Here is a 16,664-nt window from a genome sequence, read left to right on the forward strand (position 1 = left end):
CGACTGCGTGAGTCCCCTGCTTGCTAGCCCGTCGCTACGGAAGATCGGACTGAGGTGTGCTGGAGTCCGAAGTGTATCGGTGGCGCGTAATGACAACATGCCTGCGGGCGAAAGAGTTTCCATGGGCGCGGAGGCGATTGCCGTGGTCGACAACGGCCCGGCAGCGCAGTTGTATGTGATTGCAGAGGGCACATGAACACACGGGCGCACCCTGGAAGTCAGTACCTCCGGGTGCTCCCGTGTGGCTGATCAGCGAGCTAGCGCAGACCTGACCATGCAGTCTTTGATCCCGATCCCCTCACCGGGAACCACTTCGCGATTCCAAGCTCGAAGCCTTCAACTGCGACCTCGGCACCATACTGGCCGGGGGCCGTGTCCGAGCTTCCGCGGGCGAAGTCGTAGGAATCCTGAATGTGTGCCTGCTGCACGAGTTTGACCGGATGCTGGCCTGCAAGACCAGGCCGGGCGACAACCACGGTCGTCGCTGCCATCTGGTACCGGCCAAGAGACTGGACGTGATCGGGGATGACGCCCGCAGTCGGCTGCCAAGAAGGTGACGTAATGATGGACTTATACGGTCCCTTTCTCTGATCTGCCCGCTCGATGGCTTGTGCGACTGCTTGGTCCCTGTTGGCGGCCCTGATGACTGCTGGCGCTAGTCGATCAGGTTCTTCGTAGTCGTTGGTTTCATCTTCCATCCAGAGGTCGAGCGTGCTCACCGGCAGTGCGTACGTATTACCGGTGTGCCCGTACAAGCGCGTCCAGAGGTCCAGGGCAGTGGGCCTGTCTTGATTGTGGAAGTAGGTCGCGACCACCTCGGCTGCGTCTTCGTTCTGCTCCCGCTTCGTGCCGTCGGGATCGGGGACGGACGCATACCCGTCGAGGTTCGGAAATGCAGTGTAGGGCGGGTGTGCATCGGTTTCGGCATCAGTGATCACGTCGGAGTCAACAGGTTGGTATCCCTCCAGATTGCCGTCCCACAGCCGCAGGGTGCCGTGCTCGAACTCTTGAGAGATGTTGTCTCCCGTGTAGACCGGGTCACCGGTTGGGTAGCCGAACGTGCCCGCCTCGTATCCGAGATAGCCCCAGAAAAGATAAAGGGGGCCGTACACCGGGTGCGCTCCGGTTGTCGGGCTCCAGTAAATAGCGCCTCCCTGGAACGTGTTAAAGCGCCCTTTGCCGTCAGGGGCCACAACCTCGTCAGTAGTCGGGAATCCGAGAACTCCGATCTCCGCATTCATGGCCTGCCACTTGTCGTAGATCAACCCCTGGATCGAGTGTGCTCCGGTGGCGACCGACCAGTAGATGTGGCCGCCCTGGAACTCTTGGCGGCGGCTGACGCCGTCGGACAGGACGATCTCGTCGGTCTTCGGGTACTTCAGGAACCCGGTCTCGTAACCGTGATCGCCCCACTTGAACAGGAACTCGTGGGCGACGGGATGGGCGCCGGTGGCCGTCGACCAGTAAATGTTGCCACCGATGAACTCTGAGCGTTTGCCGGTGTTGCCGGGGTTCGTCAACTCGTTTGACTTCGGGTACAGCAAGAAGCTCGTCGGTCCGCCCATCTGATTGTACTTGTCGCGAATCGCACCGCACACCTGGAAGGTGGTGGGCGGATATATCTGGCACCCGCTTGCTGCCACGGCCTGAGCAGTCATGGTCCCGGTGCCCTCTGGTTTGTTCTGGTCGTTCATGATCGATTCCCATTCTCTCGGCCGCCGCGCGGCGGCGATGTAAGACTCAATGTGATGAGCCACTGTCAGACTGATACCGATCGCTGACAAAAGAATGGGTGCACGGTTTTCAACTGGCTTCTATCTGCATTTATCTGTCGAGGACACATGTCTATTACGAAGAGCGAAAGCGTCTGACATTTCGGGCAACCCGACGCGGAGCTCTCCTAAACGAGACCCGGCGGGACGGGCTCGTGTTGCACGTTTGGAACCGGGCGGCGGCGTGGAGACTCAGCTGCACGAACCCGCGTGTCAGAGGGTTCGGGTACACAGGGTCATGCAGAGCATCAATGGTTTTCACTTAGCCACGCGGACGTACGTATCGAGTGCCGAGGCCGGGCCGGCTCGCTGAGCAAGCAGCAAGGGAGCGCTGGCTACGTTGGTGCATCGCTGTCGTTCCGAGCCAATTCGGCAGTCCGAAATAATTCACAAAAAAGGAGTTCCCAAGTGACCGATACTCTATTCGCCGACATTTCGGAGTGGCAGCCTGTTATCGATGATTCATACCCTTATGAATGGTTGTCGATCCGTTCGAATGACGGCACATACCGCGATGTCAACTTTTACGCCAATTGGGATATAGCGCGTTCGTGGCTTGACTCAAGGCGGTTGCGTGGACTGATTGTCTACTGCGTGTACCGCCCCAACTGGAGCGACGTACTCGACACTCACATCGCGATGCAGGGCGAGAACCGGCCTGATGTGGTGTCGATGGTCGACGTCGAATCCTGGGGAGGAACGATCTGGGGTGACAACAGCGATGAGATCAACCGTCTCGTGTGGGGGATAGGAGATTGGCGCGGCCCACAAATCGATGGCCGGCCGCGGCGAGTGATCGGCTACGTCAACCCTAACGATGTCAACATCTGGCCGGTCCGGCCACCGATCGGATTCGTTATCCCGTCCTACGGGTCCTACCCGTCGTTTCCTCCTGGCACCGAGGACCTGGAAGCGCAGATGATCGCTCATCAATTCACTAACGGTGAGGGCTACGGGCACGGTCTGCCCGAAGGTTATGGGTCGGTGACCTGTGACATGAACGCCGCCAACGGCTACGACGCCGAGCAACTTCGTACCGCCACGGGCATCGACGCCCCAGCATCGACGCCCTAGTGCGTTGGCGCTCTCACGATATGCGCGTCCGCCATCCTGCCGAATGTCCCAATCGATGAGCGAGTGCAAATGCATGCTGACAACAGCGCCCATCTGAACGCCGCAGTGCAGAAGCGACACAGCAACACCCGCCGCAAAGCACTCGACACGCTCGACGAGCTGCGCGACCAGCGTCAGCTACCGGTGACCGTCTCCGGGCTTGCCCGCGCCGCCGGCGTGGCCCGCTCGTGGATCTACACTCAGCCCGACATCCTTGCCCGCATAAAGGCCTCCAACAGCTACATGCGACCCGCTCTCCCGACAGCCGACGAGCGGCCGCGGCATGATCCCGCACATCAGCGCATGAAGGCATTGCTCATCGAGAACCAGAAGCTTCGCGAACAACTCGCTCACGCTCATCGCCAACTCCGCATGCTGCAGCGAAACGGGTTGTGATCTAGGATGTGATTGAGGAGGTGATTGTTGATGTCGTTGACTGATGCACACCCTGACCTGGCGGCGTTCAATGACGTCACCCGCATGTCTGATGCGCAGCTGGTCACGGCGTTGCGTGGGGTGTTGGGGGCGAGGTTGGTGGCTTACCTTGCCGGGGTGAAGGAGACTCGTGCGGTGCGGCAGTGGGCCGATGGTGCTCGCTCGATCGCGGGTTCGGCCGACCGTGAGCGGTTGCGTATTGCCTATCGTGCGGCCCGGTTGATCACCGAACGTGACAGTCCGGCGGTGGCGCAGGCCTGGTTTCAGGGCCTCAACCCGGGGCTCGAGGATGTCTCACCGGCTCGTCTGCTGCGGGAGGGCGACCTCGATGTGGCCGGCCCGGCAGTGTTGGGTGCTGCCCGTCAGTTCTCTGCGGTCGGATGAGTCAGGCGCCCACTCCCGCCGGCCCGATCACACTGGCTTCTCATTCGTCGACCGTTGTTCACCGGGTCGGCTACCGCCCAGACGCGTGGCGATGGACTCCCTGGCAATACGCCACCAACGGGCGGTTCGGTGGCCGGTGGGACGACCCTGCCGGTGTGTGGCGCACCCTCTACGTCGGTGACACCCGCCTGGCCTGCTACCTCGAGGTCCTGGCCTGCATGCGTCCCGACCCCACCCTGACCGCTGACCTCGCGGCCATCGATGACGAGGATGAGGACGCCCTCCTGTATCCGACGCAGCCACCCGGCGTGATACCGCGGGCGTGGTGTGATCGGCGCATCGTCGCCTCGGGTGCCTTGTACGGCGAGTTCGTCCTCATCGGCGACATGCACACCCTGGCCACCCTGCGTCGCGGGTTTCGGCCCCTGGCGATACAGATGGGACTCGACGACCTCGACGCCGCCGCGATTCGCGATGCTCGCCCGCGTGCGCTCACCCAGCGCATCTCGGCATCGCTGTATCCGTTGACCACGCGGTCGGCCGAACCGGTCACCGGTGTTGAGTTCAGCTCACGTCACGCCGACAACCGACGACTCTGGGCAATCTATGAACGCCCCGAAGACCCCGACATCACCCCAGCCATCACCCCCGCCCCCACCCACGACTGCGTCGATCCCACCGACCCCGAACTCGTCGACGCCATGGTCCTGCTCGACCTGCACTGGGCCGACTGACCCTCAGCGCACAGCAACGTGAGGTGATCACTGAACATCTCGGCCGACGCTGCGCCCAACCGATCTGTGCCCCGACGCGGCGAGAAGGTAAGCCGTGTGCGCGATGTCAGGGTTTGTGCAGAATAGGGCGCCCGGCACGGGGGGAGGCCGGGCGCCCTTGAGTTCGCCGGGGAAGCGAACACTCTGATCATAAGCTTTGCTGCACAGCCTGTCTCGCCAAAGCGAGTGATGTGAGACATTGCTCGACTTCCGCGCGACAGCTCGCCCATATGCGCACGTCCGCGACAACGATCGGGCAGTTGCTCTCCCGTGCCCCACTTTTCGCTCGATAACACCCGGACGTTGCGGCTAGATCGGTCCCGACCCGGACCCGGAATGCACTGACGAGCCTGCCGTGAAGCCCGGAGCGTGTGCTGTTCGACGTGGCTAGATCAATCGGGCCGTTTGCAGACAGTTGGGCAGCGTGTCTGCCACTCTGGGAATGCGGTATCCAGAAGTACGAGTTGCGTGTGCCGGATCTTGGGGCAATCGGTGGGGAGAAGGCGACAGGTGACCGGTGACTGTTGACTGCGTGAGAGTGGGGTGGCAACCGACGTTGGATGATCCTGTCTGCGCTTCTCCTGGTGACGGCCTTGGCCGCGGTGTGGGCGCGCGCAGACGCCGCCCCAGGCTGCGTCGTCGGTGCCTGCCCCCCCGCTGGATCATGGTCTCGGGGTCGGTATCCGGTCTGGCGGATGCGGGGCTGCCGCAGTCGGAGCTCGACGACTTGAACGACCCGTCAATCCGACGCCGCGACCGTGGCACCGCCAGCCACCGACGACTCCAGATTCCACCGGTCACCGAGACCGAATTTCGTGAACGCGTCACCGAGGGTCACGACCTGCCCGCTGCCGTGCGGCAAGACCTCGAGGGATCGCAACCGACGCTCGCACCGCTGTTCTCTCGATCACTGAACATCGAGTTCGCCGAACAGTGTTCGGGCTCAACGATATCGCTACCAAGCGGGCACACGCTCCGGTGATGTTGGTCCTCGACGGACACCGATCCCACCGGTGATGGCGTCGTCGCTTACGTCAACCCAGCCGAGCACACGTGCCAGCCCCGGCGTGCTGACTGATCCGGGGATCTGGCGGCGCGATGCTCGCCGGTCGGTCACACTGACGAGACCATCATCTTTGGTGGTGGGTGACACATCGTCTGGGAAGGCAGCAGCATGGCGGGCACATTCCACGTCAAGAAGAACACCGGCGGGCACTACTACTTCAACCTGGTCGCCGCCAACGGCGAGGTGGTCGCCACCAGTCAGGCCTATTCGTCGAAATCCGCAGCGGTTCAGGGCACCACCGCGGTGCAGCACGCCGCCGCCGACGCCACCGTCGTCGAAGACGACGACTGAACTCAGCGGGACACAGCCGGGCCGGAAACACGGCACGGGAAACGCCGACGGGATGATCCAGGCGCAGCGTCGCGCGGGTCGGGAGCGAGCCGACCAGCGCATATTCATCGGACCTCGCGGGGTGTCTGGGCCCGACAGACGCGGTGATTATCGGCGGGCGCCCTTCGGGGAATACTTGTCTCTAGTGCGCCGCACGATGGCCACGATCGATGGCCGGTTGTTTCGCCTCGGCTGCGATCTCGGTGCCAGTCGGTGGGATTGCCATGAGAAAGCCTTTGGCCCGAGGGCTCAGTTTCAGTCGGCGCTGGTGATGGCTGGGAAGGGCCGCGGGTGGGGGTGATCTTCGCAGAGATGGTCGCGGGAGGTCCGCCGCGTTTCGATGGCTGTCCAGGCGTCAGCGAGTGCTTCGAGCCAGCGGGCCACGGCAATGGTGTCGGCAATGAGCGGATCGTCATTGACACCGGGCAGCCGCGCCGGGAGGTGCTCGAAGTCCAGCTCGGCTGGCAAGGTCGGCCAGCTGATCGCAGCTCGGGCTGCGCCGGCGGCGGTGCGGCTGCTGTGGTGGAGGTGATCGAGTCGCTCGATCTCTCTGGTGATCGCCTCGTGCGTCGCATGTGCGTCCAGCGTCAGACAGGGGACGGCGAGATCGGGAACCGGAGTGTTGGGGAAGGGCAGCACAATCCGCTGACTCAGAACATGTGTGACGTCGTCCTCGTTGAGGTCGACCCAGGCGCCGCACAATCGGGCCAGGGTGAGGTCGACGGTGCAGTCGGTGTACCAGATCGCGGTATGCGATCCGCGGGTATTGATCGTGGCGATACCGGATGCGGTCATCGAATGGTCCTCTCGTGCACAGCATGGTGGGTCCGCGCGGGTGCTCCGCTGTGCCCGGTCATACTGAGGCTGCCGCGACGCACTCCGGACACCGATATGGGCGGCGGCCACGCATGCGTGGCCGTTCCCAGGTGCCCGAACATGCGGTGCAGGTCAGGATCTCGACCCCGGCGTTCTGTGTGGGTGATGGTGGTGTTGGACGGTCGTTGGCGGGCGAGGTGCGGCGACAGGATTTGCACAGCCGGTTGCGGCGGCTCGCGGTCCAGGAATCACCGCAGCGCTCGCAGACGCAGGCAACTCCGTGGTGGCGCAGCACCGACACAGTCAGCGGCTCGCCGGTCGAAGCGGCGGTGAGGAAATCGTCGAGCGTGGCGATGGGGATACCGAACTTGTGGGCAGCCTTGGCTTTGCGGGACAGGGTCGCGGTATCGGCGGCAACCAGCAGGTCACAGCCCTTCGCGGTCACCGAGTCCACTGGGGTGAGCCCGACGTCGGTGGCGACGGCGTGCAGGTGGTCGCGGGTGAGAGGCCGGTCGACAGTATCGGCGTCACCGGTGAAGCACACCGACAGGCCCGCGGCGAGGACGAGCGTGTCATCGGAGAAGCGGTAGGAGTTGGTGCGGGCAGTGACGAGCTGCGGCTCGAGATCCAGCAGGGCCGCCACCCGCACCAGTTTGTCGAGCTCGTCGTCAGTGACGACGCCGTCGTCAAGAGCAGCGTCGGTCAGCGCGGTGAGGAACTCGCGGTGGGCTCGCGAGACGTCGGGGCCATTGAGCCCGAGATCGTGTGCCAGTTGGTGCAGTTCGGTGCGCTCCTGGGCAGTGAGTTGCAGATCGGCGAGGGCCTGGTCGAGAAGGACCACATAGCCGGCGACATCGGTGGTCGCGTGGATAGTGCGGGCCAATTCCACCAGATACGGGGACGGCTCCACGATGGTGGTGGCGGCGTTGCGGACCAGGAGGCGGGTCGGCGTGGCGGTGCGGATGCCGGTCGTTGCGGGTACCGCGGCCGCCGGGAAACGGTCGGCCACGGTGACGAGCAACCGGGCAGTCGCACGGGCGTCGGCGATGGCCCGGTGCGCGTCGTCGAGGGCGATGTTGTGCTCGGCACACGCGGCGCCAAGTTTGCAGCCGGTGACTGCCAGCGTGTCCAGACCGGTGCCCCAGTCGATCTCGATCCCTGCTCGCCGCAGTTCCTGGCCGATCATGCGGGTATCGAAGGAGATGTTGTGTGCCACCACGACGACCCCATCGAGGCGGGTCGCAATCGCAGTCGCCACGTCAGAGAACGAGGGTGCATCGGCCAGCATGGCCGCGCTCAACCCGTGTATCCAGGTCGGGCCGACATCGCGGTGGGGATTGATCAGGGTCTCGAACTCGTCGCGTACCGCTCCGGTCTCATCGAGGGTGACGATCGCGATCTCCACCACCCGATCGGCATGTCCCAGGCCGGTGGTCTCCACATCGATCACCGCCACCCGCGCACCATCACCAACCAGCGTCCGCAGCGGTGTCGGTACGCTCCCTTGCGGTCGCGCTGACGTTATGGGACTTCCGGTGGACGGCACCCCCGCCGGGGTGTCATCGGTCGGCTCGTAATCAGCCCTGACCAACTCACCGGCATCGGCACCGCTGTCGACGGTGATGTGCTCGATGTCAGTAGGGGCGGAGGTGGGCACGGCGGCGTGTGCGGGGACCGACGGGTGGGTCACCGATGTCCACACCGATCCGTCGAACCACCGCCACGTCGCCTCATGCCAGGGATCGGCATACCAACCAGCGGCACTACTGGTAGCACCGGTCCAATGAGATCCGTCAAACCACCGCAGCGGCGCATGGCGCCACGGATCGGCATACCAACCAGGAGCTGCACTCGTCACCATGGTCCTCCACTTCGATTCTGCGACAAAACGGTACACATCGACTCCGACGTCATGTGCCCGTTTCACCCGGGACCCGGTACCTCATGCGCAGGCATAAGCGTTCTGCACTCATCGGTGCTGGCGAGGGCTCATGGTCGACATAGCGCGTCATTTTCGACACGGCCGACTTCGAACAGCGACCCGAACACTCGGACGGACACACCTTGAGAAGACCAAGACGTGGCGCCACTGTCAGCTCTTGGGTCCTGTCACGGTCGAGGACTTTTGTGGATTCTTCTGGGGAAGGCGAGTGCATGATGCGCCTGGGCCTTGCGTGGTGGGCACCGTCGTCGAACACCGGGACCAGCACGCCTTCATGCAGGTCAGATTCGCCACGGCCGACCGTTCGGCCTCGTGGCGAAGAACTCGCGCAGCTCGGTGTAACGCGATTGTTCAGGTGTGCGATACATCGTTGCGTTCCCCGGACAGTTCACTGGGGGCGCATTCTGGGAAGGCCCGTTTTCCCGCCGTTCAGCAATGCACGTCACCAGTACCGGGCCTCCAATCTCCTGATGACGTGAAGCTGAGGACACATGAAAACCCATGTACGCATCGCTCTGGCGGCAACCCTGCTCGCCGGACTTCAAATGATCGGTAGCCCAGCGGCTTTCGCCGCTCCCGACCCGGCTGGCCCGGATATGTCGGTGACCACAACCACCACACCGGCAGCCCCGACGACTCCCACAACGGAGACCTCCGTGCCGCCGGCGTCGGCCGGTGACACCAGCAGCACACCGGTACCTGACGTGCCCTCCTCCGAGGCTCCGTCACCGCCGGCCGAGGAGAGTGCTGCTCCCGCCGAAATACCGTCGGCCCCAGCCCCATCGACTACAACACCATCTACGGCAGCCCCCGCAGAAAAATCGGCGTCGGCCGAATGCTCGCGGGGCCGGTCGGGGGACCGGACGAATAAGAAGTGGTCAGCGACCGCTGCGCCGAAGTCGACGATCGCCCCAGGGAAGATGCGGTCGGACTGCGAGACGGTACCGAAACCGTTCACGAAAGCCGATGCGGACAAGGCCGAGGTGATGGAAGCCCAGCTCGCGACGGCCTCGACCAGCCGCGCCGCCGCCGTGACAGCCGGATGCCAGGTGTACTGGCCGGCACCCTATGAGGTGTGTGGCGTCATCCGCGACAAGTACAACCAGCTCGGCGGACCGAACAGCTTCCTGACATACCCGAAGACGAACGAGCTCACCAATCCCGACCGGGTGGGCAAGCGCTCAGAGTTCCTGGGCGGCAACATCTACTGGCATCCCTCAGTCGGTGCCCGACCCGTCGCACACGACTTCCTCACCAAATTCGGCGAGAAAGGCTACGAGAGTGGATATCTGAAATACCCCACCACCGACGAGATCATCCTGTCCGACGGCACCAGCCGCCGCCAGGAGTTCCAGGGCGGTTCGATGTACTTCAGTTTCCAGCCGGGCGTGGGTACGCATGTCATCCAAGGAAATATCCGTGACTACTGGAGAGGTCTCGGCGCAGAAGCGAGTCAACTCGGATTTCCGATCACCGATGAACTGCAAATCGGCGACAAATTCTATTCCAAATTCCAAGGCGGCACGGTCTACTGGTCTGCCGCCAGCGGAATTGAAGTGGCTTACGCCCCAGCCAATTACTTCCGGCGTGACGCATCCGGGGAACCCTGTGATCCTGTGATCGACACCGACGGCAGCTGCGGGATCAACTTCAACTACGCTGAGATCCAGACAAAGCTCACTCGGTGCATCTCTGGAGTCGCCACCCCGACGGAGATTGTCTTCGGTATTGTCGGTAGCTCCAAGTTCCCCAACCCGCTACCGGTCACCTGCGGCCAATACAGGCACATCGACCAAGATCACGACATCGAAGAAGACCGGGAGAGAGGTCTGCAGTGCATCGGACTCACCTACTCGATGGGCATGCAGAAGCCAAAGTCGGAGATCACGACTAAGAAGTACGACGGAATCAACTGGTACAACTCCAAGAACCTCAACATGAGGAACGTCATTCTCTACGATCCGACCTATAACGACGATTATCGCCACACCAACACTCTCATCACTGCGTGGGCCGGCAACGGAGATGGCAACGACTGGGGAGGATGTGTAAGGGGCTACATGAACTGAGAAGGCCGAGCCTAGCCCGGTAGATTCATAGCGGCGCTAACCGCGTCGCCCCGGTGGGGCTGGTCACCAGCCGTGGCCCGCCCCACCGTTCCCTCCTCAACTAGGATTTGTATCCAAATGCAACTTCCAGAGATCGAACGTCGTATTCTCGAAAGCCTTGTGCGCGAGGGTGGTCTGAGTGTCGTGGATGCCGATCAACTTCAACGTTCGGCCCCTCTGGCTCGGGATACCTTCGATGAACTGCTATTCCGGGCGACCCGCTTCGCCTTCGACGAAGGCGACTGGGACCATTTCGAACGCGGGGTCACCCAGTACAGAAATCTGACCCGCCACAGTTCGCAACTCACTCCTCAATTCATCCCGCCAGCGCTGTATAGGCTCGTCATCTCACAAATCGCCGACTACAACGGCAATTATGGCTCCGATGAGCCATTGGCTGACGGGTCGCGAACGTTGACCAGGCGCAATCAGCAGGTCGGCGAACGACTCCTCCTCAGGGTGGGCGGCGACTACGGCGACGGAGTCGGGGCGGCCGGCAGACGCACATTCAGTCACATGATGGCTGCACGGATCAGCGATGGGTTCGCTCATCCCGCTGTCGGAGGTCACCTGTGGGGCAAATATCTGGCCGTACAGACAGGGCCGCTACCCGGTGGCCCCCACGTCGCCATCATGAGGGACATCGGTCGCCTGAGCCGGGAGTGGATTTCCACGCCAGCCGAACGACCCCGCATCGAACGGACAATCCTCGACCACGCCCACCGCCACAGCTGGACCGGACCGGACATAGAACGGTAGCGCAGTTGTGACGGACTGGACGGACCACGAGTTTCTCGAACACCTGTTGCTCTCGACGAAGTCCGGTTCTTGACTGAGGAAGGTGTTCATGTCGCTCAGACCCGCAACCCATCGGTCATCGGGGCGGGCGGATGGGACAGCTGCATGGACAGGTGACATCTGATCTGGGCTTTTCACCGACCTGGGCGTGGAGCGCGCGCGGATCTTCGATGACGCAGGCACATCATGATGGCGAGGTGCATTTTCGTTTTTTTCGAATTACACTTGGAGTATGACCACTCTGCTGGAGCACACCGTGCTCCCTGACACCGACGGCGGCGACGCGCAGCAGCTCGACGCGCTGCTGGCCGTGCTCACTGCCGATCGCACCGTGGTTGTGCGCGCCGGCGAGAGTTCCGTCGAGCTGCCCGACGAGTTGCGGCAGATCCTGCAGACCGTGTTGACCAACCTCACTCAGGGCACCGCAGTGACCGTCGAGCCGCACCGCACCCTTTTGACCACGCAGGAAGCGGCAGACATCCTCGGTATCACCCGGCCAACCCTCGTGCGGCTGCTCACCGACAACGAGATCCCGTACACCACTCCCGGCCGGCATCGCCGCGTGCATCTCGCCGACGTCCTGGCCTACCAACAACGCATGCGCACCCAGCGGGCTGATGCCCTGACTGAACTCGCCGCCTCCGACCCCGGCTCTTCTGACACCGGCGGCTTCATCACCACACGCTAGTCCGTGACCGCTACTTTCCGCGTCGTGCTCGACGCCTGCGTGATGCTGCCGCAGAACCTCAACAATCTGCTCCTCACTCTTGCCGAGCTCGACCTATTCACGCCGGTATGGACGCCACACCTGCTCGACGAAGTGCACCGCAACCTGACAGGCACGCTCGGAGTGAGCGCCGATCAGGCCGATCACCGCATCACCCAGATGCGCCGGGCATTCCCGCATGCCACCGACCACAGCGGCGGCTACCTCAACCTCGTCGACGCAATGACGAACCACCCCAAGGACCGACATGTCCTAGCCGCTGCCGTGGCCGCTGGTGCGGCGCTGATCGTCACCGCCAACCTCAAAGACTTCCCCGTCCGCGCCTGCGACCCGCACAACGTCACCGCCGTACATCCCGACGACTTTCTCCTTGACCAGCTCGACCTCGATGCCGCTGGGGTCGTGGCCGCGATGGCCGCGGTCACCGAGCGCAATCAACACCCGCCCCGAACTCCCGGTCAGCTCGCCGAAGCGCTCCGTCCTCTGACCCCGAAGTTCGCTGTCGCCGTGCACGAGTTACTCCAGCCCCGTGGATAGGAGACGACCCGAGACCAGCTGCGCGCCCGCCCACGAAGCCCTCGCAGCACGTCGCAAGACGGTGAGCAAGGTCGGCTGACTCAATCGGCTCATGTTCGTAGCCATGCTCGACACTTGCGTGCTGTGGCCGAGCCTGCAACGAGACGTCCTGTTCTCGCTCGCAGCCGAGAATCTTTCCGCCTCCTGTGGTCGATCTTGCCGACTACAGTTGGCACGACATTGGCGCACCCCACTCAGAGACCGGTCGGCATCCAGGCGGAGATAGCTCCAACTGGTCCGCAGTCCAGACTCCATGCACTGACGGCGGAACCACCCAGAACTACACCCCTGGCGGGGAGCCGTGGACGTAGATATCGAGGGGCGCCCCGACACTGCGGGGCGTGGTCTCTCGGAGGAAGACGGACACCTTATGTGTGACGCCGGATTCGATTAGACCTGACCGAGGTTAGGCCTTGTAGCGGAGTGCGGTGGCGACATAGACCACCCGCTCCGCTACATCGCATCGTTTGGCCTGGTGGCGCCTCCGCCCAGCCCCCGCCTGTTCAAGGCACTCAGGTCCAGTAGGGAGGTGCAACGTGGGGGTCATCAACAACGGTGTCAATCCTTGGATCGGCGAGGAGCTGTGCTATCGCTTCTTTGCTTGCGCCGATGGTTGCGTAGTGGGGATCAACATCGTTTGCGATGCACCATGCGCGGTCAGCGGGCCACACGAACGCCGGGTCGGGCATCTTTCCGAATCTTCCGGCGTTGCGAAGGCCCATCCGTGCATTGCATTTCTGCCAGTAGTCGATGTCGTCGGTCGTTCCGTGGAACAAGTAGTAGTCGCGGTTGGGAATTTCGATCTTCGGCGTACCCGGCTCTGGCTTGATCGTTGACCAGCCATCCCATACACAGAAATAACAGTCGTCGGCCGCGACGGTGTGGGGGCGAGAATCGCAAGGACGACTCCGATCAGTTCAGCTTCGATCGGGGGAGGTTCATCGAACCCCTCGTTGAAGTCAACTTCGTTCGTGCTCTGACCGTTGTAGGTCGGGTCTGGGAGAAATCTCAGTCGCGCGTATGCCGGGAACCCTTTCGGCCCACGCGCGGCTAGGTGAGCCCAGTCATCACCTTGGCCTTGGTCAACAAGCCAGCCAGCGGGCGAGAGATCGGAACACTGCACCAACGTCATCTGGACCATTCTGGACCTTCTGCTCGATCATGTCATCCCAACTGCTGCAACAATTCTGATTGCCAGAACCTCTGCAGTGTCAGTGCTACCGGGCTAGCGGCGGAAACCGCGGTTGTGTTTGCGGGCGGGGTGATCGGGGAAGGTGTGAAACCAGCCGTCGATCGGCATGATGGCGAGGAATGCGTCGACCTCGGCCGGATTGGTGGCGTAGAAGGCTTCGATGTCGCGGTCGGACATCAGCTCGTCGATCATTCTGGCCCAGTCTCGGTCGCTGGGGTGCTGGGGGAGTGCCTCGACGATCTCGTCGTAGTCGTGGTCGATCATCGCTGTCTGCGCGCCGTTAATAGCCACGCGCAGGGCGAGTTGTTCGGCGATCGAGCGTGGGTAGGGAAGTGCGCCGGCATCCATGTCGCCGGCGAGGTCGTCGAACGCTCGCGCCATATGGCGTCGCCATGTCGCGTCGAGGTGCCAGGTGCAGCGCGGCAGCTGCGGGGCGACCAGCCACCACCCCTGTGGGTCGACCGGTTTGTCGCCGTGTTCCTCGATCTCGTCGAACAGCATGTCCGCGTACACCCACAACCGAACGCGGAGCAGTTCGCGTTGTCGCGGAGTCACTTTCATCCGAAACGCGGATACCTCACCCACAGTGGTCAGCCCTCCTCGGGGTCAAGAGCCGCCGCGGCAACCGAGTCCAGTGTGCGCGGTGCGGCCGACGCCCACGCAGCACGCAGCCGGGACGACTCGCTAGGACTCAGCCCGCGGCCCACCACACCAGCCACGATCCGCGATACCGCCACCACGCCGTCCAGTGACACGGTGTCCCCCGGCGGGGGATCGGCGAGGTAGCCGCACTCGGCCAGTGCCGTATCGAGGACCATCCGGTACGGGGTGTCGGTCACCTGTGCGACCGTTTCCAGACGCTCGCGTGCCGGCAGGGCGCGAAGTCCTTCGCGGCGCCACAGATTCAGGTTCATCCGGCTCATACCCAGACGCTTGGCGAGGACTGTATCCGACAGGCTGCGGCGCTGCTTGTAGTCGTCAACGATTCCGGCGAGGGAAGGTCCCATGTTGGGTGTCACTGTCTCATGTTGACTGTCACCGGGGGACGTGTCAATCTGTACGTTACAGTGCATGTAAAGCACTACTTTACATAATGTATCTTATCGGCACTTAGGTGAGACGAGTCGAAACAGATGAGAGACTCGTCCCGGTGTGTATCTCAACCGAAACTGCAGGCCACGAAGCATGGATGCTTGCTCGCCCGTCACGGCGACGTGACTCGAGCTGCAGATCAGCGTCGGTTTATATAAACAGATGAGAGATTCTCGCGCACCCTGCTGGCCGTGGTCGGCGTGAATCGTGGTCGACTCCTTTGAGCACACCGGCCCCAGGGGCCTACTCGTCCTACTTCACCACGTGTCGTTTCCGGTTAATCCCCTGTGCCGCACACCATTACATAATTTAGTCACAGTGACGAAATTGGCATGTCCCCAGTGATCGGGGCCGTTTTGGTTTAGAGTCCTGTTGCCCGCGACCTGGGCGGATAGGATTATGAGGATCATGGCTGGACGGAAGCGGAACTCCGCGGAGGACATCGTTCGCAAGCTGCGGCGCGCTGACGAGCTCACTGCGGCGGGCAAGACGCAGGAGGAAGTCGCCGGCGAGCTCGAGGTATCGGAGGCGACCTTGTACAACTGGCGCCGCCAGTACGGCGGCATGGATACCGACGGCGCGAAAGAGCTCAAGGAGCTGCGCGAGCAGAACGGCAAGCTCAAACGACTCCTCGCAGACGCGGAGTTGGAGAAGGACGCGCTGCGCGAGGTCGCCAAGGAAGAATTTTAGACCCAGCTGCCAAACGTCGCGCCGTGGACATGCTCGTCAACACGATGAAGCTGTCGAAACGGCTGGCGTGTCGAGCAGTTGGGCTGCCCCGATCCACCTACGCCCGCACTCCCATCGCCCAGACCCCGGCCGATCCCGATGCCGCGCTCAGGGCGATTCTGCGGGCGTACGCCCGCGAACACCCCGTGCACGGTTTCCGTCGCGCCTGGGCGCATCTGAGGCTCGATCAGGGCGTCGTGGTGAACAAGAAGAAGATCCACCGCCTGTGGAAGGAGGAAGGTCTGCAGGTTCGGATCTACCACCCACGTAAGCGTGCCGGCATCAGTTCCTTTCCCCAGGTGGAGGCCGACGCCCCGAACATTGTGTGGGCCATCGACTTCCAGTTCGACTCTACCGTCGACGGCAAGGCCATCAAGATCGCGTCGATGATCGACGAACACACCCGCTTGTCAGTGCTCAATATCGTGGAACGTTCCATCACCGAAGAGAGCTGACCACGATAAGTGAGGTATCCGCGTTTCGGATGAAAGTGACCCCGCGACAACGCGAACTGCTCCGCATCCGGTTGTGGGTGTACCCGGACATGCTGTTCGACCAGATCGAGGAACACAGGGACCGGTAGATCAAACCTTCGGGGTAGGCGCGGTCGTCGATCCACGATGTCTAATCGACGCTGACCTCATCTTCGTTCAGTGATCCGATAGGGACGTGAGCGCTACTGTGCGGCACTTCCCATACCGCAGTGTTGCCGAGGACTTTTGGCGTGAAGAGCGTGGCAGGTCCCCGATAGTCGGTCCAGGCCGTTCTAGAGCCAGTTCCTACGTGCAGTTGATCAGTCGATCTCGCATCC

General features: G+C 62.7%; 17 protein-coding genes. 12 read left to right on the plus strand and 5 right to left on the minus strand.

What is annotated here, in order from left to right:
• Window positions 1–257: 257 nt before the first annotated feature.
• Complete coding sequence (locus ACPXCG_RS21460) at window positions 258–1,694, minus strand: LGFP repeat-containing protein (RefSeq protein WP_425794232.1); 1,437 nt, start codon at window positions 1,692–1,694, stop codon at window positions 258–260.
• Between the two features lie 486 nt (window positions 1,695–2,180).
• Between ACPXCG_RS21460 and ACPXCG_RS21465 the strand changes: the two genes are divergently transcribed.
• From ACPXCG_RS21465 to ACPXCG_RS21485, 5 genes are all read left to right on the plus strand, one after another.
• Entirely contained in the window at window positions 2,181–2,846 is a 666-nt protein-coding gene (locus ACPXCG_RS21465; protein ID WP_425794234.1) for a hypothetical protein, read from the plus strand.
• A gap of 69 nt (window positions 2,847–2,915) precedes the next feature.
• On the plus strand, window positions 2,916–3,281 hold the full coding sequence (locus tag ACPXCG_RS21470; protein WP_425794236.1) for a DUF6262 family protein: 366 nt from the start codon (window positions 2,916–2,918) through the stop codon (window positions 3,279–3,281).
• Window positions 3,282–3,317: 36 nt separating this feature from the next.
• Window positions 3,318–3,704: a hypothetical protein gene (locus ACPXCG_RS21475; protein WP_425794290.1), complete on the plus strand. Its 387-nt coding sequence runs from the start codon at window positions 3,318–3,320 to the stop codon at window positions 3,702–3,704.
• Window positions 3,701–4,438 (plus strand): RES domain-containing protein, encoded by a 738-nt coding sequence (locus ACPXCG_RS21480; protein WP_425794238.1) that lies wholly within the window; start codon window positions 3,701–3,703, stop codon window positions 4,436–4,438. Before ACPXCG_RS21475 ends, ACPXCG_RS21480 begins: the two co-directional genes overlap by 4 nt.
• Window positions 4,439–5,651: 1,213 nt before the next feature.
• On the plus strand, window positions 5,652–5,834 hold the full coding sequence (locus tag ACPXCG_RS21485; protein ID WP_425794240.1) for a YegP family protein: 183 nt from the start codon (window positions 5,652–5,654) through the stop codon (window positions 5,832–5,834).
• 294 nt (window positions 5,835–6,128) lie between these two features.
• Here ACPXCG_RS21485 and ACPXCG_RS21490 read toward each other — a convergent pair whose 3' ends face one another.
• Together ACPXCG_RS21490 and ACPXCG_RS21495 are read right to left on the minus strand one after the other, a co-directional pair.
• A complete protein-coding gene (locus ACPXCG_RS21490; RefSeq protein WP_425794242.1) occupies window positions 6,129–6,668 on the minus strand; it encodes a hypothetical protein in 540 nt (179 codons plus the stop codon).
• A gap of 58 nt (window positions 6,669–6,726) precedes the next feature.
• Window positions 6,727–8,550 carry an exonuclease domain-containing protein gene (locus tag ACPXCG_RS21495; RefSeq protein ID WP_425794244.1) on the minus strand — a complete coding sequence of 608 codons (1,824 nt, stop codon included), beginning with the start codon at window positions 8,548–8,550 and terminating at the stop codon, window positions 6,727–6,729.
• Window positions 8,551–9,122: 572 nt separating this feature from the next.
• Here ACPXCG_RS21495 and ACPXCG_RS21500 point away from each other — a divergent pair.
• The 5 genes from ACPXCG_RS21500 to ACPXCG_RS21520 all read left to right on the plus strand — a co-directional run bounded on the left by ACPXCG_RS21500 (window position 9,123) and on the right by ACPXCG_RS21520 (window position 13,676).
• Window positions 9,123–10,700 carry a hypothetical protein gene (locus tag ACPXCG_RS21500; RefSeq protein ID WP_425794246.1) on the plus strand — a complete coding sequence of 526 codons (1,578 nt, stop codon included), beginning with the start codon at window positions 9,123–9,125 and terminating at the stop codon, window positions 10,698–10,700.
• A 117-nt stretch (window positions 10,701–10,817) separates the two neighbouring features.
• Window positions 10,818–11,498: a hypothetical protein gene (locus ACPXCG_RS21505; protein ID WP_425794249.1), complete on the plus strand. Its 681-nt coding sequence runs from the start codon at window positions 10,818–10,820 to the stop codon at window positions 11,496–11,498.
• Between the two features lie 271 nt (window positions 11,499–11,769).
• Window positions 11,770–12,225, plus strand: a complete 456-nt coding sequence (locus ACPXCG_RS21510) for a helix-turn-helix domain-containing protein (protein WP_425794251.1) — start codon at window positions 11,770–11,772, stop codon at window positions 12,223–12,225.
• A 3-nt stretch (window positions 12,226–12,228) separates the two neighbouring features.
• Window positions 12,229–12,801 carry a PIN domain-containing protein gene (locus tag ACPXCG_RS21515; protein WP_425794253.1) on the plus strand — a complete coding sequence of 191 codons (573 nt, stop codon included), beginning with the start codon at window positions 12,229–12,231 and terminating at the stop codon, window positions 12,799–12,801.
• 575 nt (window positions 12,802–13,376) lie between these two features.
• Complete coding sequence (locus ACPXCG_RS21520; protein ID WP_425794255.1) at window positions 13,377–13,676, plus strand: hypothetical protein; 300 nt, start codon at window positions 13,377–13,379, stop codon at window positions 13,674–13,676.
• Window positions 13,677–14,065: 389 nt separating this feature from the next.
• Here ACPXCG_RS21520 and ACPXCG_RS21525 read toward each other — a convergent pair whose 3' ends face one another.
• Window positions 14,066–14,593, minus strand: a complete 528-nt coding sequence (locus ACPXCG_RS21525) for a hypothetical protein (RefSeq protein WP_425794256.1) — start codon at window positions 14,591–14,593, stop codon at window positions 14,066–14,068.
• Between the two features lie 29 nt (window positions 14,594–14,622).
• The gene (locus ACPXCG_RS21530; protein ID WP_425794258.1) at window positions 14,623–15,051 is read right to left on the minus strand and encodes a hypothetical protein; all 429 of its coding nucleotides are present in this window, start codon (window positions 15,049–15,051) and stop codon (window positions 14,623–14,625) included.
• Window positions 15,052–15,532: 481 nt separating this feature from the next.
• Here ACPXCG_RS21530 and ACPXCG_RS21535 point away from each other — a divergent pair, with 481 nt between their 5' ends.
• Entirely contained in the window at window positions 15,533–15,814 is a 282-nt protein-coding gene (locus ACPXCG_RS21535; protein WP_425794260.1) for a transposase, read from the plus strand.
• A 29-nt stretch (window positions 15,815–15,843) separates the two neighbouring features.
• Window positions 15,844–16,308, plus strand: coding sequence for an IS3 family transposase (locus ACPXCG_RS21540; RefSeq protein WP_425794292.1), 465 nt, complete (start codon window positions 15,844–15,846; stop codon window positions 16,306–16,308).
• Window positions 16,309–16,664: the final 356 nt, after the last annotated feature.

Origin of the sequence: Gordonia sp. DT218 (assembly GCF_049847105.1) — a bacterium.
GTDB lineage: Bacteria > Actinomycetota > Actinomycetes > Mycobacteriales > Mycobacteriaceae > Gordonia.

Excerpts from the sequence above, each read along its gene's own strand:
- ACPXCG_RS21490 (WP_425794242.1), bottom strand. The coding sequence starts at position 6,668 with ATGACCGCATCCGGTATCGCCACGATCAATACCCGCGGATCGCATACC.
- ACPXCG_RS21485 (WP_425794240.1), top strand. The coding sequence starts at position 5,652 with ATGGCGGGCACATTCCACGTCAAGAAGAACACCGGCGGGCACTACTAC.
- ACPXCG_RS21480 (WP_425794238.1), top strand. The coding sequence starts at position 3,701 with ATGAGTCAGGCGCCCACTCCCGCCGGCCCGATCACACTGGCTTCTCAT.
- ACPXCG_RS21495 (WP_425794244.1), bottom strand. The coding sequence starts at position 8,550 with ATGGTGACGAGTGCAGCTCCTGGTTGGTATGCCGATCCGTGGCGCCAT.
- ACPXCG_RS21525 (WP_425794256.1), bottom strand. The coding sequence starts at position 14,593 with ATGAAAGTGACTCCGCGACAACGCGAACTGCTCCGCGTTCGGTTGTGG.
- ACPXCG_RS21505 (WP_425794249.1), top strand. The coding sequence starts at position 10,818 with ATGCAACTTCCAGAGATCGAACGTCGTATTCTCGAAAGCCTTGTGCGC.
- ACPXCG_RS21510 (WP_425794251.1), top strand. The coding sequence starts at position 11,770 with ATGACCACTCTGCTGGAGCACACCGTGCTCCCTGACACCGACGGCGGC.
- ACPXCG_RS21460 (WP_425794232.1), bottom strand. The coding sequence starts at position 1,694 with ATGAACGACCAGAACAAACCAGAGGGCACCGGGACCATGACTGCTCAG.
- ACPXCG_RS21500 (WP_425794246.1), top strand. The coding sequence starts at position 9,123 with ATGAAAACCCATGTACGCATCGCTCTGGCGGCAACCCTGCTCGCCGGA.
- ACPXCG_RS21540 (WP_425794292.1), top strand. The coding sequence starts at position 15,844 with ATGCTCGTCAACACGATGAAGCTGTCGAAACGGCTGGCGTGTCGAGCA.
- ACPXCG_RS21470 (WP_425794236.1), top strand. The coding sequence starts at position 2,916 with ATGCATGCTGACAACAGCGCCCATCTGAACGCCGCAGTGCAGAAGCGA.
- ACPXCG_RS21535 (WP_425794260.1), top strand. The coding sequence starts at position 15,533 with ATGGCTGGACGGAAGCGGAACTCCGCGGAGGACATCGTTCGCAAGCTG.